We start from the raw sequence: 23,014 nt of genomic DNA, 5'->3' as shown, positions 1-23,014 counted from the left end.
GAGGACGACCACATCTTGCGAGCCTCGTCCTCAACGGTCTGGGCGTGGACCTCGAAGCGGCCCGCCATCGCCCGCATTTCGTGCGGGTCGGTCATAAAACGTGTTGCCATGCTGGCTGTCTCCTTTATTGCGTGAATACTTAGGTACTTCTGTGATTACGACGATGGCCGGACCGGTTACGCGCTGGCGAACCGCCGTGCCGAATACAAAAGGATGATCCCCCCTTCCCGTCAGCCGGCGGCCACCGGTCGCTGTAACACGGTGAGACGGACGTCAAACCCGAACCCCGGCGTTTGAGTTGTCCGGCCGTCAGCCCCCGAGATCTCGGTGCCTAGGCGGTTGGGCGGCGGGAGACCACATTGCCCCAAGCCCATCCAACCGCCTGCCCGATCAGCCCGCAGCAGCTGCGTTGGCTGCCTCGGTCGCGGCGTAGGAGCCCGAGCTCATCGACAGGGTGTTCACGAACGCCTCGTGAATAGCGGCAGCCTGAGCGCTGACCGCCTGGTACATCTGCGCGTGCGCTGCGAACTGCGCCGCCGTCAGCGCCGACACCTCGTCGGCCGCAGCAGGCACCACACCCGTCGTCGGGGCTGCTGCAGCTGCGTTCTGGGCGCTCAAGGCCGACCCGATAGCCTGCAAGTTCCCGGCCGCCGCGGCCAAAGCCTCCGGCTGTGTGGTCACGAACGACATATGTGTTCCCTCCTAGATCGATCCTCGACTCTGCGAGATTAAAGGACTGGGGCTCTCCAGGTCAGTGCGGAGGCCCGGTGTTTGCAACTGTTCACTTAGCAGTACGGCGAATTCACTTTTGGTAACGACACTGTAACAACGGCTGACCTCGACCGCTGGCCCTCGCGCGGGGGCTCTGAGCAGAGGATACCAGTGGTTAGCTGGAAAGTTGCTGGTCGTTGTCTCCGGGGATGCATCCAGCGACCGTCGCCGTCATAAGAATCTGAGTGTCGCTTAACTCCCCGCAAAGGCGGAGTGGCGCGTTCGTTCCCGGTGAATGAGGTCCATCGGCTCTTGGGTCCCATCGCCCGATGTCCGGCCGCAAGAGCCGTGAAACCCAAAAGCGCCCTTCCACGGCGGGCATTGTGCGTAGGTTGCGCCGCGCGGACGCGGCTACCGAGGCCGAGGCCGGTGAGCAGATCGCCGCCGAGCCGGATGCGGTCTGGGACCGAACCGTCGTTGCAACGGCCGCCCCGCGTATCTGACAGCCCTCGTTGATCGACGACGGCCATCGAACGGGAGGACATCCGATCAGACGAGACAGCCGCGGGCTTTCATCGGCCTATCGACAAAGGATGCCCACAGATCAGCTGACGGGCTGCTCGGCGACCACACCCCAACTCGCTTCCATCGACGTCCCGGAAGCTGGCCGCTGCGGGCGCACGTACCTGGCCCACGTCACGATGGCGGCCGCGACATAGAAGATCAAGAAGATCCAGAAAGCCGGGGTCTCGGTGCCGGTGCTGGCATAGGACTGCCGAAGCGCCAGGTTGATCACCACCCCACCCAGCGCCCCGAACGAGCCGGCGAACCCGATCAACGCGCCCGACCTCGCCCGCTCCCAGTGGCGCCGCTCCGAGGGGCTGAGGTCCAGCGCGCGGCTGCGCTCGGCGAAAACGGACGGGATCAGCTTGAACACCGACCCCTTCCCCACGCCGCAGAAGATGAACAGGGCAATGAAACCGACGATGTAGCCGATTGTCGTGTACAGCGACACCGGCCCGCCCGGGCCATGGCTCATGTCGTCGTGAGTGCTGACCGCGACCAGGAACCCGCCGGCCATGATCATGGCGCCCACGACGGCCAGGGTGACGCGGCCACCGTCGAAGCGGTCGCCCAATCTCCCCCCGATCACCCGCGCCACCGAGCCCAGCAGTGGGCCGAGGAAGGCCATCTCGGCGGCGTGCAGCGCAGCATCATGGTGGGTTTGGCCGCCGGCGAGCAGGTTGTGCTGGATCACCTGACCGAAGGCGAACGCGAAGCCGATGAAGGAGCCCGAGGCGCACATGTAGAGGAACGAGATGGCCCATGTGTCGGGCACCGTCAGAATCGAACGCAGGTGGGCGACCTCGATGAAGTGGTCGAGATTGTCCATGGACAATGCCGCGCCGACGCCCACAACGGCCAGCATCACGAGGTAGACCGCACACACCAGATACGGCTTCTCGTGGCCGAAAGTGGCCAGCACGATCAACCCGACCGCCTGGACACTCGCTGCGCCCAGGTTGCCGATCCCGCCGGTCAGGCCCAGCGCGAAGCCCTTGTGCCGCTGCGGGAAAAAGGATTCGACGTTGGCCAGCGACGCCGCGTAATTGCCGCCGCCCAGTCCGGTCAACGCCGCACACACCAGGTATGGCCACAACGGCAGGCCGGGGTTGGCCAGCAACACCACGGTCCCCACGGTGGGGATCAGCAGCACGGCCGAGGAGATGACGGCCCAGTTGCGTCCGCCGAACCGGGCGGTGGCCATCGTGTAGGGGATGCGGACCAGCGCCCCGACCAGGGCCGCGGTGGCGTCGATCAATAGCTTGTCGGCGGTCGAAAACCCATAGACAGCCTGCGGCATGAACAGCACCATCACCGACCAGAGGTACCAGATCGAGAAGGCCACGTGCATGGTCGCGATCGACCAGATCAGATTGCGCCGCGCGATGACCTTGTTGCCGTTCTCCCAAGCGACGTGATCCTCTGGGTCCCAGTGCAAGATGCGCCGTGACTTCCCCATCAAGTTCTGCCTTTCACGTTCGTATACGGAGGCGGTAGCGCTAGGTTGCGAATCACCGTTGACGTTGCGGCGTCCGGCGTGTGCCCGTGGCCGGCCTGCGGACGAATTGTCGGCGGCGACGTAGCGGACCGGTTAGTTTCCGGGCACGGTTCTCCAGGATGACAGGGCATCCCCGGTAATCCCTTATTTCGGCGTAGGAGTCTGCTGAATAATCGCTGTGGAGATCCACCACCAGACCTTCAGTTGGGGCGACGGCGGCCTAGCCTTCGCATGAAACCCCAAAGTAGGCAGGCCAATTCACTCGCCGATCGCGCAGGAGGCGACCACTCTTCTCAATCCCCCCCGGCCACCCGGTGTTCGTCAATAGTCCACCTTTGCCTAACCATCCTGTTATCCAACGTTCCGGTGCAGTCCAGTGACTGGGAGCACGACGGCATCGGGTGATGTCCGAATTCCCGCGGATTAGGCGATCGGTGCTGCGGGATGACCTCCTGATCTGTCGGGGTCTCGATGGTCGCGCGAGGTTTGCTGACATGTTCGGCGCTCAAGTAGCGCGGTGTGAGCTCAAGCGGCTTCAAGGATCCGGTCGTATTGCGCGACAACCGATTCCGCGTTAGTTCATCTGGTGATCAGTTCCGAGCGCACCATCGGGGAAGTCGCTCGCCAGCCGGGCATGAACGAGAGCCCCCTGCCCCGCCGACCGGGGTCTTGCCCGGTAATCCGCACACCACTTTGAGTTCCGAACCCCAGGAACCGACGTCGAACCTGCGCCAGCGGTCGAGTTGCCAGGTAGCCGTCAGCGCTTCTGTCGGCGCCTCGGTCCCTCACGGCCCGCGCCGGGTGCTGACCCAAGTTGTATCTGGTTGTCGGCCAACCTTTGTGGGCCGGTTCCCGATCCGGGGCCGCGTGTTTGATTCGCGCTGGGGCCCCGGAGCTCTCCGACAGAAGCAGGGGCGTTCGGTACCGCTGAACGAGCACCTACTGCCGCTGCTCGCCTTCCTGCCCAGCGAACGACCGGAGATGACGGCGGGTCTGGTGATCGGGCGCGCCCTCCTCACCGTCGGCATGCTTGCCCCGCATGTAATCCCCTTGCCACGGCAGTCGCTCTCCCGCGAGCACGTTCGTCGCCAGTTGCTCCGGCGCCATCTCGGCGCGCGAGCGAAGAAAGTTTTCATTTTTGCTGCGCAGCTCGGGATCGGAATCGATGGGCCTGAGCTCGGGGGCGAACTGTTCCAGGTCGCCGCGACGTTGCGGGACGATCATGCAGATCGGTTCGTCGACCTCAAACCGCACCGGCATCATCTTGCGGGTGACTTTCCAGCTCATGCTGACACTGGCGCTCGCCCAATCGGTTTCGACCAAGCCCTCCAGCGGGCACACGGCATCCTTCGGATAGTTCGCCGGCCCGCGGACCAACAGGTTGTAGCCGGGCGGGGTTCGGAACAGCACCGGCAGATGCCACGTCAGAATGCCGTAGCCGAAGTGGCTGGAGGGCAGGAACTGACCGGGTGCGCGCCGGTCGGGGGCGATCATCAGGCCCGTGCGGTCATCACCACCCATCCAGGTGGCGGTGAACGCGCACGGATTGCGCATCTCCCAGCCGCTCTGGTTGGCGATGAGCATCGGCAGACACCGGCTCGGCCAACCTTGCCGCAGTTCCGCCATCTCTGACATCCATGTCCGGTCGATCGGCGCCGGACCGATCGGCGGCGCATTGTCGGCGGTGACGTAGCCGATCAGCGGCAGGGTCTCTTTATCGGACTTGTCACTCACGGAATCCTCGATTCGCCCACACGTTGCTTTCCTGGGGCCAAACGACACCGCAGGCCATGGTCACGGCCCGACGCCGTCGCGCCAGCGGCCGAGGTGCAGTTTATCTGCCGCAAGATGCCTGCTGCCCGCGTCGCCGGTGTGACGGGTCAGCGCGTCCCTGGCAGCTGCACGACGCCGTCGGCCCAGGCCTTGATCGGCTATGTCGACCGCGTATGCGGTTGGCGGTCACTATCGGGCGTTGCACCGTTACACCCCAGCCGAATTGGATTTACGGCGGAGTCGAGTCCGCCTGTTCACAGACACCGCTGATGGCGGCGCAGGGTAACGCACAGAACGACGTGATCGCCGGATTCCAAGCCGGGCGAGTGCTTTTCGGCGGATGTCCGCGGGGTCATGCGGCGCGCGGCAACGGCGGCCCGGTGCGTTCCTCGGCGTCGCCGATCTTCATACCGCGACAGGTGCCCGAGGCCAGTTGTAGAGCTTCGCCGGCGAACGCGACCACGGACCAGGTGTGCTGATCCGTGGTCGCGTTGCAAGCGGCCTGGCTGTCCCGGTGTTCGCCCCGCGGGGTGCGGTGTTGGCTATCCCCCCAGGGGTGGCCGGGCCATGACGGTGGGCCGGAATCCGTATTTCGGACCCGCAACCCCGTGCCCGGCGGCACCCGCACCGGCTAGCGGCATACCACCGAGCAGGTTTCCGGGGCCTCCGGCGGCTTCCGGTGCGGCGCTGATACTGCTGACCGGGATGGCATGTGCAACTGCCGGCGCAGCAGCCGGCGCTCCCGACCAGGCGACCGGTACCGACAACTTGCCCCCAACCGATGCCGCGTTCCCCAAGGCCGCCATCGGGTGCGCGGCGGTGGCACCACCACCCAGCATGCCGCCCAGCCCACCGAGCCCGGGCAGGGCCTTGGCCGCGGCCGGCGCCGCGCCGCCCAGCATGCCCGTGGTTTTGGCGATCTGGACACCGAAGTTGCCCATACCGACGGAGAAGTACGGCAGACCTTCGGTGTTGTACCAGAGGGCCGAATACGGGTTGTAGCCGTTGATGAGCGTTCCCAGGTTGGTGGGGAGCACGCTCTGCCCGCTGATCAGATACCAGATTTCCTGCAGAGGATTCGTGCTCTGCTGGGTCGCTTGCGTCGTGGGCGCGGCCAGTTGTTTCAGCGCGTTGGGCGTGGACGTCACCATTTGCGACAGGTTGGACGAGGTGTTGCCCGCCGACGTTCCGGTTGCTTTGGCGACCGAACTGGTCTGCAACGCCTGAGCGGTCGGGCTGGCGATCTGAGGTGCGTTCTTGTACGGCGTCACCTTCGTCGCGGTCGCCGATTGCCCCGCGTAGCCATACATCGCGCTGGCGTCTTGCGCCCACATTTCGCCGTACTGCGCCTCGAGCTGCGCGATCGTGGGGGTGTTCTGCCCCAACACGTTGGTCGCAACCAGCTGGGACACCTGGGCACGATTGGCCGCCACCAGCGGCGGCGGCACCGTCGCCGCCAACGCGGCTTCGTAGGCCGCCACCGCCGCGCGCGCCTGAATCGCCGCCTCCTCGGCTTGTGCGGCGGTCGTGCTCATCCACGCCATGTAGGGCGCGGCCGCCTGGGCCATCGAGGCCGACGCCGTTCCCAGCCACTCCTCGCTGCTGAGGGCGGTGATCACCTTGTCATAACTGAGCGCGGCCGAATTCAGCTCAGCGGCCAGGGCGCTCCACGCCGACGCGGCACCGATCAGGGACCCCGCTCCCGGGCCCGAATACATCCGCGCCGAGTTGAACTCCGGCGGCATTGCTCCGAAATCAATCATCGTGACCTCCTTAGCCGGCCGCGGCCGTGGTGGCCGCCCCAGTCGCCGCGTATGACCCCGAGCTGATGCTCAAGGTGTGGACAAACATCCCGTGAATCGCCGGCACATGCTGCGCTTTCAACGTTGTATCAAGGCTCCGCAAAATCCCGGCAGCCGCGACCTGCGCCTTGGGCTGCGCTATCACTAGCGCCATGGGATCCCTCCTTTTGCAAACCCGTCGGGCGGCAAAGACCTTCGGGGGTGGGCTACTACTGTCACGAGTTGGATCGCCGGGCAGCGCCGCCAACGGTGCCAACTGAAAGTGCCGGACGTCTGGCTTTCTTGCGAGACGATCGCACGGCCGCCTGGTGGGCGGACATGCGGCGGTTTCGCGCTCCGACGCCGTCAAAGGGTAAATGATCGTGGCAGTCATGACGTCATCCTGCCGACGGTGGGCGCGTCAGCACGCTGTAGCGAAACCCGTACTTGTTGACATAACCGGCGGTGCCACGCCGCGCCGCGCTTCCCACCGGCATTCCCCGGAGCAATCCGTTCGCGGCGCCGGTGTTCGCGGTCGCGTGGATCGAAGGGGTTTCCCCCCCGGCGATCACCCGGGTCACGTCCGACACCGGCGTGACCGCCCAACTTTGCGGAACCGACAGCATCCCGACCCTGCTGGCCTGACCCACACTCGCAGTCGTCGATATCCCTCCTCCACCGCCAAGGTTGCCCAGCCCCAGGTGGGCAAACTGCGGAGTCGGGTACCAGGCACCACCCATACCGGCCGTCGTACCGCCGGGACCGGAGGTCAGCGCCTGCCCCCAGTTGAAGCCGTGGTAGCCAGTACCGTAGGCGTTATACACCTGAAGCAAGTCGTGGAAGATGATTTTGTAAGAAGTGGGGTCGAGCCCCCACCAGTTGGTCGGTGACGGGATCAACGAGCCCGAAGTCCCCTGGCCCGTCGTCGTCAGCGTCGTCGTCGACAATTGCTGCAGGGTCTGGGGCATCGCGGTCGCCGTAGCCAGGTGCGGGGCGGTGGTCGCCGTGTTCTGTGCGGTGGTGCCCGCCTGCAGGGCATTGGCCTGACTCACCGCCATCGCCTGTTCCGTCACCGCGTCCGGAGTGGTCGTATTCGGGGGCGATGAGAACGGAGTCAACTGGCCGGCCGCGGTTGACGCACCGGCATACCCGTACATCGCCACCGCGTCTTGGGCCCACATCTGCATATATTGCGCCTCGGTGGCCGCGATGGCCGGGGTGTTCTGCCCGAAAAAATTCGTCGCGATCAATGCCATCAACAGCGCCCGGTTTGCCGCGATCTCCGGCGGGGGCACGGTCATCGCAAACGCCGCCTCGAACGCCGCCGCTGCCGCACGGGCCTGACTGGCGGTCTGCTCCGACAGGGCAGACGCCGCACTGAGCCAGCTCACGTATGGCAGCACCGCCGCCACCATCGACGACGACGTCGGCCCAAACCAGAGCCCGCTGGTCAACTCCGAAATCACCGAACTGTAACCACTTGCCGCTGTACCCAACTCCGCCGCCAGCTCATCCCACGCCGTTCCGGCGGCCATCAACGGCCCCGATCCCGGACCCGTATATATGCGACCGGAATTGATTTCGGGCGGTAACGCACCGAAGTCAAACACCGCGTCCTCCTCAGTTGGCCCTGATCACTCATGACGATCTCGGCTGCTCATGCATCAGTAGTGGCCGGGTCACGACGTTGTAGACGATCGCCACATGTTGCCGCTGACCCGGTGGGCGTCACGGAGCCAGACCTCTCAGCCAACTAACCGAAACCGGAAACTGGCCAGTGCACCCTGCCGTTCCCGTCACCTGCGCCGGGATCGGTGATGCGCCACCGATGATTCCGGTCATCTGCTCAGGATCGACACGCACAGTCCGCCTCGATTAACCCCCATTGTCAGCAACCGAGCGACAGCCCAAATTGATCGAACTGCCGCTCGCGAATGAGATTAGTTCGTTACTCCGGCGGCGCCGACAGCCGATGCCAACTGTTCATTCCGGGCCAGCCACTGTTCATTTGTGGCCACTATCCGTTCACCAATCGACGTTGGTTGTTCACTCATCGTTCGTTTTTCGGTCGGCCGGCGGGTTGAGTCCCCGTGCACGGGATCAGTCATCTTCGATGATCAGTGCCATCTCCGGGCACGAGGCCGCGCCCTCGCGCGTCAACTGCTCGTCTTCGGGCTCCACGTGATGCTCCTCGAGGATCGAGTAGCCAGAGTCGTCGATGGGGAACAACTTTGGATCGACGGCGCAACACTGGGCGTGGCCCTCGCATTTCGACTTCTCGAGCCGAATCCTCACTACGTTTCCTCCTCGGCGGTTCCGTGGATACGCAAGACGCCTTTAACAAATGATGCGTCGATTAGTAGGCCTATAGAGTGTATGAGACGGTTGGCGACCTCGGCAGGCAGTGGGAACCCCAGCGCTAGCCGGGCAGGTCGATCGATGGCGCGTCGGCGCGCGTGCGATATTGGTGCCACCATAGACCGCTGACGGCGAAGTTCGTAGGCGCACAGTCGCGCCGGAAGTTATTGACCACGTAGACAGATGGGCTAATTGGAGCGTATGAGCACAGTGGGCGAAGGCCAGTACGGTACGTTCCACCTGCCGCGGCTGGAGTACTCCACGCTGCCGATGGCCGAAGACCGTGGTGCCGGATGGAAGACCTTGCGCGACGCGGGTCCCGTCGTATTCATGAACGGTAGCTACTATCTGACCCGCCGCGAAGACGTGCTGGCCGCGCTGCGCGACGCCAACCTCTTCTCGGCACACTTGGCGCTGCAGCCGCCCGGTGTCCCTGTCCCGGTGCTGCCTTCGGCGTTCGACCCTCCCGAGCACACCCACTACCGCAGAATCCTGCAACCGTACTTCAGCCCGCACGGCCTCAGTGCATCCCGGCCCGTGCTGGAGCGTCACGCCACCGAAATGATCGCCGCCCTCGCCGTCAAGGGCGAGTGCGAAGCGATGACGGAGTTCGGTCGCCTCTACCCGTATCAGGTCTTCATGGATCTCTACGGACTGCCCCTAGAAGACCGGGACCGCGTGATCGGCTGGAAGGACGCCATTGTGGCCGGCAGCGCGGGCGGGGACGAGCTGTTCGATTATTTCGCCGACGTCATCCAGCGCCGCCGCCGTTCCCCGGGCTCTGACCTGTTGTCGCGAATCATGACCGGCCCAGGCGATCTCACCGACCTGGAGCTACTCGGCATGACCCACCTGCTGATTCTGTCCGGACTCGACACGGTGGCGGCGGCGATCGGTTTCTCGCTGTACGAGTTGGCGCGGCGGCCGCAGCTGCGCGAAGAGCTGCGCGACAATCCCAAGCAGATCAGGGTTTTCATCGAAGAGATCGTCCGACTCGAGCCGTCGGCGCCGGCGGCGGCCCGGGTTACCACTGACTTCGTCAACGTGGGCGGCATGACGCTCCCTCCCGGCACACCGGTGCGGTTGTGCACGGCAGCAATCAACCGCGATGGCAGCGACGAAATGTCCACCGACGACCTGGTGCTGGACGGAAAGATGCACAGACACTGGGGATTCGGCGGCGGACCCCACCGCTGTTTAGGCTCCCACCTGGCACGCATAGAACTCACGCTGATCGTCGACGAGTGGCTCAAGCAGATTCCCCGATTCGACGTGCCCGCCGACTACGTCCCAGAAATTGCGTTCCCGTCGAAAACCTTTGCGCTCAAGTCCTTACCATTGCGCTGGGGCTGAGGTGTAGGGGCCTCACCGATGTCTCGAACAGCCACTGAGCAAACGGAGATCCAAGCGCGTGAGCACTCCTGGTAACGACCAGCCGGGTACGTTCCACCTGCCGCGGCTGGAGTACTCCACGTTGCCGATGGCCAAAGACCGCGGTGTCGGATGGAAGACGCTGCGCGACGCGGGTCCCGTCGTATTCATGAACGGTCACTATTACCTGACCCGGCGCGAAGACGTGCTGGCCGCGCTGGGCGACGCCAACCTCTTCTCGGCGCAGAGGGCGCTGCAGCCCCCCGGCAGCCTGGTCCCGGTGGTGCCGCTGGCATTCGACCCTCCCGAGCACACCCGTTACCGCGCAATTTTGGAACCGTACTTCAGCCCGCACGGCCTCAGTGCATCCCGGCCCATGCTGGAGCGCCACGCCCGCGACATGATCGCTGCCATCGCCGGCCGACACGAGTGCGAGGTGATGACGGATTTCGCGCGCCTCTACCCGTACCAGGTGTTCATGGATCTCCACGGACTGCCCCTAGCGGACCGCGACCGGGTCATCGGCTGGAAGGACGCCATCGTCGCCGGCAAGCCCGGCACCGGCCCGGGTGATGAGCTGTTGCGCTATTTGACCGACGCTATCCGGCTCCGCCGGCGTTGCCCGGGCTCTGACCTGTTGTCGCGAATCATCAGCGGCCCAGGCGATCTCACCGACCCGGAGCTACTCGGCATGGTTCTCCTACAGATTCTGGCCGATCTGGACGTGCTGAGCGCGGCGATCGGTTTCTCGCTACTTGAGTTGGCGCGGCGGCCGCAGCTGCGCCAAGAGCTTCGCGACAACCCCGAGCAGGTCAGGGTTTTCGTCGAAGAGATCGTCCGACTCGAGCCGTCGGCGCCGGTGGTGGCCCGGGTCACCACCGACTTCGTCAACGTGGGCGGCATGACGCTCCCTCCGGGCACACCGGTGCGGTTGTGCACGGCAGCAATCAACCGCGATGGCAGCGACGAAACGTCCACCGACGACCTGGTGCTGGACGGAAAGATGCACAGACACTGGGGATTCGGCGGCGGACCCCACCAGTGCTTAGGCGCCCACCTGGCACGCTTGGAACTGACCGCGGTCATCGACGAGTGGCTCGAGCAGATCCCGCAATTTGAGCTGGCACCCGGCTACACGCCCGAAATCAAGTTCCCCTCAAAAGGTTTCACGCTCAGGGAATTGCCGCTGCGCTGGGGCTGAAGCCGGCCCACCCGGCCAGCCCCAGCGCAGCCACGTCCTACTTGCGCAATTCGGTCGCCGCGACCTGGACGAACACACCGGTGTCCTCGGCCATCAGCAGGCCTCGGCCGCGGGGCAGCGGGCCACCCTTCATCTTGCCGCGGATGAAGCCCTCGTCCGGGTCGGCGTCCATCACCAGCAACGGCGCGTTCGCCTGGGCGAGCGCCCGCAACATCGGGTCGGAGCCCGCCGAGGACCAGCCACCGAAGGTGCGCGTGACGAGCACGTGCAACCCGACGTCGGCCGCCCTGGTCACCCACGGCGCGGCCTTGTGCAGCGGCGAATCGAAACCCGCCGGCAGCTGCTGGATGTCGTCGACGATCAGGAAGATCTCCGGCCCGCTCCACCAGTTACGCGACAGCAACTCCTCCGCGGACAGGCCGGGCGGCGGTTCGCGCCCGGCCAGCACCGCGGCCAGTTCGCCCATCATCGCCTGGACGCCGTCGAGGTTGTAGGCGAACTTCTCGACGTAGTCCGGACCCAGTGTCGTCAGCAGCTGACGCCGTGGGTCCACCAGCCACACCTGCGCCGACGGCTGGCCGGCCGGTGGCGGCGGTGCGCTGCTCGCCCCCGGTGCGTACAGCCGGCCGATTTCACTCATGATGGTGGCCAGCGTGGTGGTGCGCCCACATTCGCGTCGTCCCGTCACCATCAGGTGCGCGTTCTCGGCGAAGTTGAGATAGACCGGCGACAGATCCAACTCGGAGATGGCCCAAGCGATTCCGCCCGCGCCAACCCCTTGACGGGTGTCTCGCGCGGCCAGCTCACGCAGCTGCTCCAGGTCGAACCGCGCCGGGAGACGGCGCACCGGCGGCGCCTGCGCGCTGGTAAGGCGACTGACCGCGTCGATCACGCTGTCGGACTCGAACACGTAGTCCGGGGTGGTCGCGAACGCGGGCCGGGCCACCAACGTGTGCAGACCGGCCTGCGGGTCGGAGTCCAGGCGGACGTAGTTGACCGCGACCATGCCGCGGCCGGGCTTGACGGGAACGTCCTTGGCGAAGCGGGAGCGCACCAGTTTGGCGTCTTCCACGGCCGCCAGTCGCAACTCGACCCGGGAGCCGAAGCCGCTGCGCACCGGCGGCCGCAGCTCCGACTCGCGATCGGCGGTGACCACCACGTGCACCCCGAACGAGGGGCCCTGGTTGATGATCACGTTGACCTGCTCGATCAGAACCTCGTTCTCTTCGGCCAGTGCCCGGTAGTTGTCGACCACCAGGTAGACGTCGCCGAACCCGTCGTTGGGGACGGGGCCGGGCTCGCCGCCGAACTTGCGTCGCCGGAAGACCTCCATCGAGGCGATGCCGTACTCGAGGAACGTGCTCTTGCGCTGGCGCACCAACGCCAGCAGTTCGGCCACCGTGCGGCGCACGCCGTACGGGTCGGTCGGACCGGCCACCTCACCCACGTGCGGCAACCGGGCGACCGTGGTCAGTGCGGTGCTGCTGTAGGCCAGGCAGTAGAACTGGACCTGCTCGGGAGTGTGGGTCAGCGCGGCCGAGCAGATCAGGGTCTGCAGAGCCGTCGTCTTGCCCGAGCCGCCGGCGCCCAGGATCAGGACGTTGGCGCCCGGCCCGGAGGTGTCGACGGTCCACGGCGGCTGGTCGTGCTTGAAGGGCCGGTCGATGATCCCGATCGGGAAGACCAGGTCCTTGGCGGAACCGTAGTCCTCCTGCCACGGGTGACCGAGGAACCGGTTGACCAACTCGTCGATGGGGACGGGCTGGTTCAGCGGCGGTTGCCACAACCGGTACGGCTCGAAGTCGATCTTGCGCAGCTGATCGATGATCACCGTGCCGACCTTGGGGACCCTGATGCCCTCGACGTCGTCGTCCTCACTCGGGGCGCCCTCGGCTTCGGCCGTCTCGCCGTTCGTGATCGCCGCCGGGGTGAGTTCGGGTCCGCCCACGCTCACCTCGAGCGGGGTGAAGGAGTTGGTGAACAGTTGCGGGCGGACGTAGTCGATGCTGTGCACCAGCGCGGGCGCCTCGTCGCCGTCGTCGGTGAGCCCGCGCGCGAAGTAGTCCCGCCACAGGAACTCCGCCTGGAATCGGACGATGTCCTCCAGGCTGCGCCGGAAGTAGCCCAGACCCGCCTGCGCCGGCAGGTTCACCGCGTTCGGCACGCCCGCCGCCTGCGCCGCACCCGCGGTGCGCGCTTTCAGCACCAGCCGGTAACCCATGTTCTCCATGAGCTTTTCGGCCCGGCTCTCGATGGTCTGTGACGCCATCATCAGGTGGATCCAGTAGGCGCGGCCCTGCCGGCCGATCGAGTCGAGCACGTCGACCGCGGTCGGCATGATGCGGAACCACTCGTAGAACTCGTCGATGACGACCACGAGCATCGGCAGCGCCGGCATGTCCTGGCCGCGTGCCTGCATCCTGAGCCGGACGGAGTTGTACTCCTTGGCGTCGTCGACACCGGCGCTGTCGCAGATCGCCTTGCGCCGGGCGATCTCACCCCACAGGGCGTCCAGGAAGCGTTCCATCAGCGCCTGGTCTTCTTCCAGGTCGGTGATGATCCGCGAGACGTGCGGGACGCCGGCGAACGGCTTGACCGCCGACCCACCCTTGAGGTCGGCCAGCACGAACTGCAGCTCCTCCGGCGGGTGGCTGAGCATCAGCGATTCGATCACGGTCCGCACCAGGGTCGATTTACCCGAACCCGTCGTTCCGGACATGACACCGTGCGGACCGTCACCGCCCTCGTCGAGCGACTTCATGTCCAAGAACAGCAATTCGCCGTTGTCGGAGCGGTTACCGAACGGCGCCCGCAGTCGCGACCGGCCCATCGTGTCGGTGCGGGCGCCCCACAGCGCATGGAAGTCGATGCGGCCGGGGTCGTCGATTCCGTAGTAGCTCAGGATGTCCCGGGCGCCGATGTGGGCCACCCGCTGCCCGATCTCTTCGTAGGCCTCGGCAAGCCGCCAGTGGGCCAGCGCCTGCGCGAATTCCTCCGCCTCGGCGATGCTGATGTGGTCGGTCAGCGCGAAGAACCACGGCTTCTCGTCGATCACCATCCAGGTGTCGCGGTCGCGGGGCAGCGCCTCGATCACGCCCTTGTCGTCGAAGCGCAGGGTGCGTTCGGGAACCGCTGTCCACATCGACGCGCCGGTCAGGTCGAAGAAGGTCACTCCGTCGATGCCTTCGGCGCTGATCACGAACTCCCACTGAGGGTCGACGACGTCGGCGACGATCACCGTGTGGGGTGTCGGGGTCTGCGCCGACGAGCTCGCGTGCCGGGGTGTGAAAGATCCACGGCCGGCGAACAATTCGGCCTGCTCGGCGGCGAACTCGCGCACCGAGCTGTAGACCATCCGCGCGTTGCCGGCGGCGTCCTGGCGGCGCGGGTCACCGAAGTGCGGAAGCCACTTGACCCAGTCCCATTCGTCCAGGTCCGACGTGACCACGACCATCTGCACGTGGTCGGGGCCGTGCGAGAACGCCAGCTGGCAGATGATCGCGCGCATCAGTCCCAGGACCTGCTCCCGCTCGCCGTCGAGCGAATACCAGGGTTCGACGAGCAACGAGATCATCTTGGGCAGGTTGTAGACGACGCTCTGGTAGCGACCGAATTCCTGCAGCGCCTTACCGGTTACCGGCTCCAGCTCGATGTCGGTCGGCATGTTCTGCGGCTCACCCCAGGTCACCTCGGGCCGCGTCATGCCGACACCGACCCGCACCACACCGAAATTGAGGTCCTTGCCGTCGGGCTTGCGTTCCCACATCCGCGAGGTGCCCACGGCGGCGGACAACGTGGTGGGCGCCGGGTGGAACCACCGGTAGTTGGCGTCCATGCTGTCGGCGGACTCGTGGGCGGTCTCGCGCAGCATGTCCAGCATCAGCATGAATTGGGCGCGCATCGCGTCCAGCTTGGGCCGGCTCATCTGCTGCTGACCGCCGAACCGGCCGCCGAACATCATCATCGCCACGCCGCCGATCATGAAGATCGGGAAGATGGCGCCGGCGCCGCCGAACACGTGCGAGCCGCTGGCGAAGGTCATGCCGACCATGCCGATCAGCAGGCCGACCACCAACACGCCGACCACCACCAGCCACCAGGGCTTGCCCTCCGGAGGCGGAATGCTCAGGGGCGTCGGGAGGACGATGTTCTCCGGCTTGATGACCGGAGGCTTCTCCGGTGTCGGCCGAGCAAACCCGCGTTTCACTTAGGTACCGCCAATTCTGCTGGGGACATATCCATCGGTAGGGTGTCGTGCTCCACGAGCGCGTCGGCCCGCGACAAGGTCGGCCCTTGCGGGAGCAGCCGCAGCGCCACCCATGGCGCCAGGCTCGGTTTCGTCTTCAGACCCAGCGCCTCGCGGACGTCACGGGTGTCGTCGACGCCGAACCGGGCGCCCGCGTCGGTCAGCCACCACAGCGATTCCGTCGTCTTGGCGCCGGGGTCATTCCCGGTGACGGCCACGAAGTTGCCGTAGTCGGGCCCGAAGAAGACCTGGTCGGCCTCGCGACCGGTGGTGTCGGCCTTGACCAGCGACACGACCTTGCTCTGGTCGTTGGCGGCGACCGGGATGGTCGCGCCGGAGATGACCTGAATGCGGGCCCGGTTCTCACCCGAGGTCTTCTGCCACCACCAGCAGGTCGCCGGGTTCTCGCGGATGTCCGCCACGTTGAGCGGGGCGTCCGGGTAGGACGACAGGTCCAGCTTGTTGACGACCGGCATCTTGGCCAGAGCGGACGGTTCCACGGTCACCGGTTTGGTGTTGCCCGGGCCCGCGTTCTGCAGGATCTGCGCCACCAGCGGCGGCAGCGTCTGCACGCCGTCCGCCAGCACCAGCGAATACTGTTGCGGCCCACTGATCTGGGGCGTGACGATGACCGTCCCGATCGGGCCGGGCGCACCCGGGAACGACGCGGCCGCGCCCGCGTTCTGCACCTGGGGCACGGTCAGCTCCGGACCCACCGGCAGCGCGTCGAACAACGCGCGGCTCATGGGCTTCGCCTGGCCGACCTGCTCCGGTGTCAGGCCCAGCGGCAACAGCACCGATCGGTTCGTCGCGTCGATGCGCGATCGGCGTCCCTCGCGGATCACCCAGGCGTCCCCGCCGTAGCTCAGCACCACGGCATCCGAACCGTTCAGCACGTGTCGGTGGTTGCTGAGGTCGGGGTTCCCGTCGATCACGGTCACGGTCACTCCGGACGGCGCGCTGGCACCGGTCGAGGTGGCGACGGTGTCGCACACCAGCCACGACGACGTGGACGGGGCCGTGGGGTGGAAGTTCGACGGCGCGCCGGGGATGCCGACCAGCGGGCCGCGCGGCAGGCTGGCGATCTGGTTGCCCTTGACCAGGTGCGGGTTGTCCGGGCGACCGGTGATCAACCGCGCCGAGGCCAGGTTCAGCGCCGGGTAGAGCTTGTCGCCCACGCGGACGTAGAGCGCGCCGGAGTCGCGGTCGGCGATGATCGGCGAATCCCCCACCTGGCCCGCCGGGCTGAGGAACGAGTACAGCAGAGCGCCCAGGCAGATCACCATGGCCGCCGAAACCGAGGCCACCACGGCCAACGTCTGCCGCCGTCCCGGCTCGACCTCCATGCGGACGCGCCAGCGGGTGAGGGCCATTGCGGTGCGACGAGCGAGGAATTGGTAGCCGGTCACCTGCGTCCGCGTCGACAACCCGAGGCCGTACCCCGACCCGCGTTGTCCGCGACTCTCTTCCGCCACGTTAATTCACCATCCGGTCTGCTAGATCGCCTGGATATCGTCCGTAATAAATATCCGCTGCGCGAATTACATCGACAACCGTAAGGCACCCGTAAGGGCCTCGCCACGCGGCGCCGATGGCGTTCGCTGCCACATCTCTTTATCTATAGGTGTCCGGTCGTCGGCGGCTCGCCGGTTTGCGCGACGACCGCACCGCGCCAGGCGCCGTTGAACTGGCACTATCGGATTCCCGCCGGTCCCCCGCCCGGACTCCCCATGTCTCCTCAGGGCATCGTAATGGCGAATGGCCGGCTCGTCCTGTTGAACGTTGGCGCTGAAGCGAACGCGGCGGCCCGCGCCGGCCGGCGAAACGGGCGGTCGCGGGCGCGGGCGCCGGACGCGACTCTCCCCGATTCGCCGGGCGGCGAATTCTGGCAGCAAGATGAGCGGTATGAGTGAGCTCGCGCCGTCGCTGGTCGAACTTGCCAGGAGATACGGCATCGCCACCGAGTACGAGGACTGGACCGGTCGGCGGGTGCCGGTTCCGGCGTCCACGCTGGTGGCGGTGTTGGCCACGCTGGGCGTGGCGGCCGGCACCGAGCAGGAGCGCAACGTGGCCCTGACCGCCAAGCTGCGGTCGCACTGGGCGCGGCGGTTGCCGGCGACCATCGTCGGTCGCACCGGGGAGCAGACCCGGTTCTGGGCACACGTGACCCACGGGGAGCCCGCCGAGGTCTGGTTGCAGCTCGAGGACGGCACGGTGCGCGGCGGGATCGAGCAGGTCGACAACTTCACGCCGCCGTTCGACCTGGGCGGGCGCTGGGTCGGTGAGGCCAGCTTCGCGCTGCCGGCCGACCTGCCGCTGGGCTATCACCGGGTGCATCTGCGTTCCTCCGACGGGGAGACGAGCACCGCGCTGATCGTGACGCCGGACTGGCTCGGGCTGCCCGAGCGGCTCGGCGCCCGCCGGGGCTGGGGCCTGGCCGCCCAGCTCTACAGCGTGCGCTCCAGACAGTCGTGGGGCGTCGGCGATCTGACCGATCTGACCGATCTGGCGGTGTGGTCGGCGTCGCGGCACGGCGCCGACTATCTGTTGGTCAATCCGCTGCACGCGGCGGCCCCGACGCGTCCCATGGAACCGTCGCCCTACCTGCCGACGTCGCGGCGCTTCGTCAACCCGATTTATCTGCATGTCGAGGCGATCCCCGAGTTCGCCGAGCTGCCCAAGCGCAGCCGGGTGCGGCGGCTGCGCTCCGAGGTCCAACAGCGAGCCGCTCGACTCGACGCCATCGATCGCGACGCCGCGTGGGCGGCGAAGCGCGCCGCGCTCGAGCTGGTGCACCGGGTGCCGCGGTCGGCGGGGCGTGAGTTGTCCTACCAGGCCTTCCGGGCCCGTGAGGGCAGCGCGCTCGACGATTTCGCCATCTGGTGCGCCCTGGCCGAGAAGTACGGCGCCGACTGGCACTCCTGGCCGGAGTCGCTACAGCATCCCGACGCGCCCGGAGTCGCCACCTTCGCCGAAAAGCATTCGGGGACAGTCGATTTCCATCGTTGGCTGCAGTGGCAACTCGACGAGCAGCTCGCCGCGGCGCAGTCGCAGGCGGTGCGGGCCGGAATGGCGCTGGGCGTGATGCACGACCTGGCGGTCGGCGTGCATCCCAACGGCGCCGACGCGTGGGCCCTGCAAGACGTGCTGGCGCTGGGCGTCACCGCCGGCGCGCCGCCGGACGAGTTCAATCAGCTCGGCCAGGACTGGTCCCAGCCGCCGTGGCGGCCCGACCGACTGGACGCCGACGAGTACCGCCCCTTCCGGGCGTTGATCCGTGCCGTGCTGCGGCATGCCGGCGGCGTGCGCATCGACCACATCATCGGGTTGTTCCGGCTGTGGTGGATCCCGGAAGGAGCGCCGCCCACGGCGGGCACCTACGTGCGTTACGACCATGAAGCGATGATCGGCATTGTCGCCCTGGAAGCACACCGCGCCGGTGCGCTGGTGGTCGGCGAGGACCTCGGCACCGTCGAACCCTGGGTGCGTGACTATCTGTTGTTACGCGGTCTGCTCGGCACGTCGATCCTGTGGTTCGAGTTGGACCGCGACGGAAACGGCGGCCCGCTGCCCGCCGAGCGCTGGCGGGAGTACTGCCTGTCCTCGGTGACCACCCACGATCTGCCGCCTACCGCCGGCTACCTGGCGGGTGACCACGTGCGGTTGCGGGAACGCCTCGGATTGCTCACCCGCCCCGCCGAGGACGAACTGGCCTCCGATCGGGCAGAACTGGCGGCCTGGCTGGCCGAATTGCGCCGGGTGGGCTTGCTCGACGACGACGCCGCCGACGCGGAAAGCGTCGTGCTCGCCCTGTATCGGTACCTGGGCCGGACGCCGTCGCGCCTGGTCGGCGTGGCGCTGACCGACGCGGTGGGCGACCGCCGGACCCAGAATCAGCCCGGGACCACCGACGAATACCCCAACTGGCGGATTCCGCTGACCGGCCCGGACGGCAGCCCGGTCCTGCTCGAGGACGTGTTCACCGACCCTCGGGCGGCGGCGCTGGCCGAGGCGGTGCGCAGTGCAATCGCGCCGGTCGCCGTCGAAAGCGCGCCTGTTAGCTTCTGAGGCCATGAAGGTCTCAGTCGTAGCGCCGGTCGCCGACGGTGTCACCGCGGATCCCGAGTGGATGGCGGCCTTCGCGGGCCACCTGGAACGGTGCGGCTTCGAGTCGATCGTCGTCGTCGAGCACACCGTGCTGGTCACCCGCTACGAGAGCGTCTACCCGTATGACAGTTCCGGACGCGTCGGCCTGGCCGCCGATTGCCCCATCCCCGACCCGCTCGACCTGCTGGCCTTCCTGGCCGGGCGCACCACCACCCTGGGTCTGGCCACCGGCGTGCTGGTGCTGCCCAACCATCATCCGGTGGTCCTGGCCAAGCGGGCCGCCACCGTGGACGCCCTGTCGGGCGGACGGCTGCGACTGTGCGTGGGCGTGGGATGGCTCAAGGAGGAACTCGAGGCGTGCGGCGCCGATTTCGAGGACCGCGGCCGCCGAGCCGACGAGCAGTTGGCCGTCTTGCGGACGCTCTGGGCCGACCACCCGCGCGGGGCCTCGCACCACGGTGAATTCTTCGACTTCGACAACATCATGTGCTACCCCAAACCGGTTGCCGGCCAACGTCTCCCGATCCATATCGGTGGGCACAGCCGCGCGGCGGCCCGCCGGGCCGGACGGTTCGGCGACGGCTTTCAGCCGCTCGGCGTGACCGGACCCACCCTGGCGTCGCTGATCGCGCTCATGCGCGACGAGGCGTCGTCGGCCGGCCGCGATCCGGCGACCCTGGAAGTCTCATTGGGTCACGCGGTCAACAAGATCGACGCGGACCGCGCCGCCGGCCTCGTCGAGCAGGGCGCCGACCGGCTGGTGTTGGCCATGCCGCCGACCACCGACATCGAGCAGGCCAAGGACATGCTGTCGGCGTGTGCGCAACGCCTGTCGCTCGCGTGACCCCGATGACGCTGTCGACCGACGACCGAGCCGCCCTCAGCGACTTGGTGCACCGATACGCGGCGCACGTCGATGACCGCCAATTCGACTCCGTCGCGGAGCTATTCACCGACGCCGCCGTGCTGGTGGTGGCCGACCCGCCGAAGGCGCTCGAGCCGGTCCGTTCGCACCAGGGCCGAGACGCCATCGCCGGCGCGGTCGCCGCCGTCGCGGCGCTCATCCGGACCCAGCACGCCATCATCGGCGAGGTGTACGACCTGGGCGCCCGACCGGGTACCGCGCGCGGGCGCGTCGCGTGCATCGCACACCACTGGGACCAGCGCGGCGACGAGCTCGCCGACGTGGTCTGGCATCTGCGCTACGACGACGAATACGAGCTGACCGACCGCTGGCGGATCGCCCGCCGGGCGTTGACCATCAACGCCGTTGAGACCCGGTCGGTCCGCCGGGTGCGCCGGCACGACCCGGCCTAGCGAGCTTCCAGAAGACTTTGCGCAAACTCACAGCGACCGCCCATGAACCGAATCTGCGGTAAGAACGCGGCCATTGTTGGGCGATTGCGGTTATCACCGGCCGGGTCGAGGCGAATTTTGCCCACGCCGGAGCGCGGCCTGCGGCCGTGGGACCCGGTGGGGCGCGAAGCGCCGCGGTTCTTCCTGATCGTGTCCAATTTATACAAGTCGGTTCGTGTATTTTCGGCGGCGTGACGGACACCGAGCATCGGAACCTGAACGTCGACGCCGCCGGCACCAACGGAGGCCGGTCAGCGCCGAACGGCAATGTATCGACACTGGCAGTGGGCACGCCGCTGGAGTCCCCGCCGGATTACCGCAACGAGATTCACACCGCCGAAGACGTCATCGACGTCGAGACCTACGGCGGCGGCTTCGATCTCACCAGGCGGGCGACGGCCCCGAAGCTGCGCATCGGCCGTGACCGGTGGTTCAACCTGCTCTGGCTGATCCCCATCGGGTTTGCCCTGCTGATCGTCGGGGTGGCCGTCGGCAAAGGCCTGCACAACATGCCGGCGGTGCAGTCCTTCATCCAGCGTTATCCCGGGACGGACAGCTCCGGTGTCACCCCTGGCCTGCCGGCCTGGATCGGGTGGACGCACTTCTTCAACCTGTTCATGATGATGTTCATCATCAGGACGGGGATCCAGATCCTCTGCGACCATCCCCGCCTCTACTTCAGCCGCAACGCCACCCCGGGCAAGGACGAGTGGCTGCGGGTGGGCCCGCCGGTGCCCGACGACGAGCTGTGGACGGCCAATTCCGACACCGTGGCGCTGCCACCACAATTCGGGCTGCCCGGGTTCCGCCACTCGATCGGGCTCGCCCGTTGGTGGCATCTCGGGGTGGACGTGCTGTGGCTCGTCAACGGCGCGGTCTTCTACGTGCTGCTGTTCGCCACCGGCCAGTGGCGGCACATCGTCCCGACCAGCTGGGACGTCTTCCCCAACGCGGCGTCGGTGGCGGTTCAGTACCTGTCACTGGACTGGCCGACCGACAACGGGTGGGTCGCCTACAACGGCCTGCAGTTGTTGGCCTACTTCACCACGGTTTTCATCGCCGCACCCGCCGCGCTGATCACCGGCCTGGGCATGTCGCCCGCGCTGTCGCAACGCGTGCACTGGTTGAGCAAGCGGCTGAGCATCCAGCACGCGCGGTCGCTGCACTTCGTGGTGCTGGTCTACTTCCTGTTCTTCATCCTGGTTCACGTCACGATGGTGTTGACGACCAGCGCGCTGCGAAACCTCAACCACATGTTCGCCTCCCGCGACGACAACAGCTGGGTCGGCTTCGGGATCTTCGCCGCGGCCATGGTGCTGACGGCGATCGCGTGGGTGTGGGCCACCCCGTTCACCATTCGCCATCCGCGGGTGATCCAGCGGGTCGGGTACGCGCTCGTCGGCCCCTTCCAACGCATGCTCGAGCAGCTCGACCCCAAGCCCGGCGCCTTCACCGAGAAGGACATCTCGCCGCACCATTGGCGCAACGGGCGCCTGCCCGAGACCGTCGAGTACAAGGAACTCGAGCAGAACGACTTCAAGGACTGGCGGCTCAAGGTCTACGGTCTGGTCGAACACCCGATGGAGTTCTCGCTCGAGGACTTGATGGCGCTGCCCTACCACGAGCAGATCAGCCAGCACTTCTGCATCCAGGCCTGGTCGGGCGTCGCCAAATGGGGTGGCGTGCAGATGAAAACGATCATGGACATCGTCAAGCCGCTACCGGAAGCCAAATGGGCGGTGTTCTATTCGATGGGCCTCGGCGCGACGGGCGGCATCTATTACAACGCCCATCACATCGGGCAGATGGACCATCACATGACCATGCTCGCCTACAAGATGAACGACCAGCCGCTCCCCTACATGCACGGCAGGCCGCTGCGGCTGCGCAACGAATTGCAGCACGGCTTCAAACTCGTCAAGTGGATCAAGGGAATCGAGTTCGTCGCCGACTACCGCGACATCGGCAGCGGTTACGGCGGTTACAGCGAGGACCACAAGTACTTCGGGCGCCACCAGACCCTGTAGGCAGCGCGGCATCCTCGGCGG

Annotated in this window: 15 protein-coding genes and 1 pseudogene; 7 read left to right on the top strand and 9 right to left on the bottom strand. The window is 66.8% G+C overall.

What is annotated here, in order from left to right; all coding sequences use genetic code 11:
• Nucleotides 1-110, bottom strand: a pseudogene (locus AWC03_RS03000) (WXG100 family type VII secretion target); the annotation flags it as partial.
• Nucleotides 111-390: 280 nt separating this feature from the next.
• On the bottom strand, nt 391-690 hold the full coding sequence (locus AWC03_RS02995) for a PE family protein (RefSeq protein ID WP_062899477.1): 300 nt from the start codon (nt 688-690) through the stop codon (nt 391-393).
• 350 nt (nt 691-1,040) lie between these two features.
• On the opposite strand from AWC03_RS02995, the gene AWC03_RS27230 reads away from it, so the two are divergent.
• The gene (locus AWC03_RS27230; protein ID WP_158089946.1) at nt 1,041-1,214 is read left to right on the top strand and encodes a hypothetical protein; all 174 of its coding nucleotides are present in this window, start codon (nt 1,041-1,043) and stop codon (nt 1,212-1,214) included.
• Between the two features lie 101 nt (nt 1,215-1,315).
• Here the strand turns inward: AWC03_RS27230 and AWC03_RS02990 are convergent, their stop codons facing one another.
• The 5 genes from AWC03_RS02990 to AWC03_RS02965 all read right to left on the bottom strand — a co-directional run bounded on the left by AWC03_RS02990 (nt 1,316) and on the right by AWC03_RS02965 (nt 8,622).
• On the bottom strand, nt 1,316-2,734 hold the full coding sequence (locus AWC03_RS02990; protein WP_085239041.1) for an MFS transporter: 1,419 nt from the start codon (nt 2,732-2,734) through the stop codon (nt 1,316-1,318).
• A 978-nt stretch (nt 2,735-3,712) separates the two neighbouring features.
• Nucleotides 3,713-4,507, bottom strand: coding sequence for a DUF6065 family protein (locus AWC03_RS02985; protein ID WP_062899475.1), 795 nt, complete (start codon nt 4,505-4,507; stop codon nt 3,713-3,715).
• A 581-nt stretch (nt 4,508-5,088) separates the two neighbouring features.
• The gene (locus tag AWC03_RS02980; protein WP_085239040.1) at nt 5,089-6,309 is read right to left on the bottom strand and encodes a PPE family protein; all 1,221 of its coding nucleotides are present in this window, start codon (nt 6,307-6,309) and stop codon (nt 5,089-5,091) included.
• Between the two features lie 416 nt (nt 6,310-6,725).
• Complete coding sequence (locus tag AWC03_RS02970) at nt 6,726-7,937, bottom strand: PPE family protein (protein ID WP_085239038.1); 1,212 nt, start codon at nt 7,935-7,937, stop codon at nt 6,726-6,728.
• Between the two features lie 490 nt (nt 7,938-8,427).
• A complete protein-coding gene (locus AWC03_RS02965) occupies nt 8,428-8,622 on the bottom strand; it encodes a ferredoxin (protein ID WP_062899471.1) in 195 nt (64 codons plus the stop codon).
• A gap of 264 nt (nt 8,623-8,886) precedes the next feature.
• Between AWC03_RS02965 and AWC03_RS02960 the strand changes: the two genes are divergently transcribed.
• Both AWC03_RS02960 and AWC03_RS02955 read left to right on the top strand, forming a co-directional pair.
• Nucleotides 8,887-10,038, top strand: a complete 1,152-nt coding sequence (locus AWC03_RS02960; protein WP_085239037.1) for a cytochrome P450 — start codon at nt 8,887-8,889, stop codon at nt 10,036-10,038.
• A gap of 58 nt (nt 10,039-10,096) precedes the next feature.
• Entirely contained in the window at nt 10,097-11,257 is a 1,161-nt protein-coding gene (locus tag AWC03_RS02955; protein WP_085239036.1) for a cytochrome P450, read from the top strand.
• 37 nt (nt 11,258-11,294) lie between these two features.
• Here the strand turns inward: AWC03_RS02955 and eccCa are convergent, their stop codons facing one another.
• Both eccCa and eccB read right to left on the bottom strand, forming a co-directional pair.
• A complete protein-coding gene (gene eccCa, locus AWC03_RS02950; RefSeq protein WP_085239035.1) occupies nt 11,295-15,464 on the bottom strand; it encodes a type VII secretion protein EccCa in 4,170 nt (1,389 codons plus the stop codon).
• A complete protein-coding gene (eccB, locus tag AWC03_RS02945; RefSeq protein ID WP_085239034.1) occupies nt 15,461-16,978 on the bottom strand; it encodes a type VII secretion protein EccB in 1,518 nt (505 codons plus the stop codon). Before eccB ends, eccCa begins: the two co-directional genes overlap by 4 nt.
• A 430-nt stretch (nt 16,979-17,408) precedes the next feature.
• On the opposite strand from eccB, the gene malQ reads away from it, so the two are divergent.
• The 4 genes from malQ (at nt 17,409) to AWC03_RS02925 (ending at nt 22,993) form a co-directional block, all read left to right on the top strand.
• Nucleotides 17,409-19,571 carry a 4-alpha-glucanotransferase gene (malQ, locus tag AWC03_RS02940; protein WP_085239033.1) on the top strand — a complete coding sequence of 721 codons (2,163 nt, stop codon included), beginning with the start codon at nt 17,409-17,411 and terminating at the stop codon, nt 19,569-19,571.
• Between the two features lie 4 nt (nt 19,572-19,575).
• Nucleotides 19,576-20,454: an LLM class F420-dependent oxidoreductase gene (locus AWC03_RS02935; RefSeq protein WP_085239032.1), complete on the top strand. Its 879-nt coding sequence runs from the start codon at nt 19,576-19,578 to the stop codon at nt 20,452-20,454.
• A gap of 5 nt (nt 20,455-20,459) precedes the next feature.
• Nucleotides 20,460-20,927 (top strand): nuclear transport factor 2 family protein, encoded by a 468-nt coding sequence (locus AWC03_RS02930; protein ID WP_085239053.1) that lies wholly within the window; start codon nt 20,460-20,462, stop codon nt 20,925-20,927.
• Between the two features lie 323 nt (nt 20,928-21,250).
• Entirely contained in the window at nt 21,251-22,993 is a 1,743-nt protein-coding gene (locus tag AWC03_RS02925; RefSeq protein ID WP_085239052.1) for a molybdopterin-dependent oxidoreductase, read from the top strand.
• Nucleotides 22,994-23,014: the final 21 nt, after the last annotated feature.

Origin of the sequence: Mycobacterium europaeum (assembly GCF_002102155.1) — a bacterium.
GTDB lineage: Bacteria > Actinomycetota > Actinomycetes > Mycobacteriales > Mycobacteriaceae > Mycobacterium > Mycobacterium europaeum.
This window is presented reverse-complemented; position numbering and strand designations above follow the sequence as displayed.

Coding starts and splice junctions, on each gene's coding strand:
- AWC03_RS27230 (WP_158089946.1), top strand. CDS start 1,041: ATGTCCGGCCGCAAGAGCCGTGAAACCCAAAAGCGCCCTTCCACGGCG.
- AWC03_RS02995 (WP_062899477.1), bottom strand. CDS start 690: ATGTCGTTCGTGACCACACAGCCGGAGGCTTTGGCCGCGGCGGCCGGG.
- malQ (WP_085239033.1), top strand. CDS start 17,409: ATGAGTGAGCTCGCGCCGTCGCTGGTCGAACTTGCCAGGAGATACGGC.
- AWC03_RS02935 (WP_085239032.1), top strand. CDS start 19,576: ATGAAGGTCTCAGTCGTAGCGCCGGTCGCCGACGGTGTCACCGCGGAT.
- AWC03_RS02960 (WP_085239037.1), top strand. CDS start 8,887: ATGAGCACAGTGGGCGAAGGCCAGTACGGTACGTTCCACCTGCCGCGG.
- AWC03_RS02980 (WP_085239040.1), bottom strand. CDS start 6,309: ATGATTGATTTCGGAGCAATGCCGCCGGAGTTCAACTCGGCGCGGATG.
- AWC03_RS02930 (WP_085239053.1), top strand. CDS start 20,460: ATGACGCTGTCGACCGACGACCGAGCCGCCCTCAGCGACTTGGTGCAC.
- AWC03_RS02990 (WP_085239041.1), bottom strand. CDS start 2,734: ATGGGGAAGTCACGGCGCATCTTGCACTGGGACCCAGAGGATCACGTC.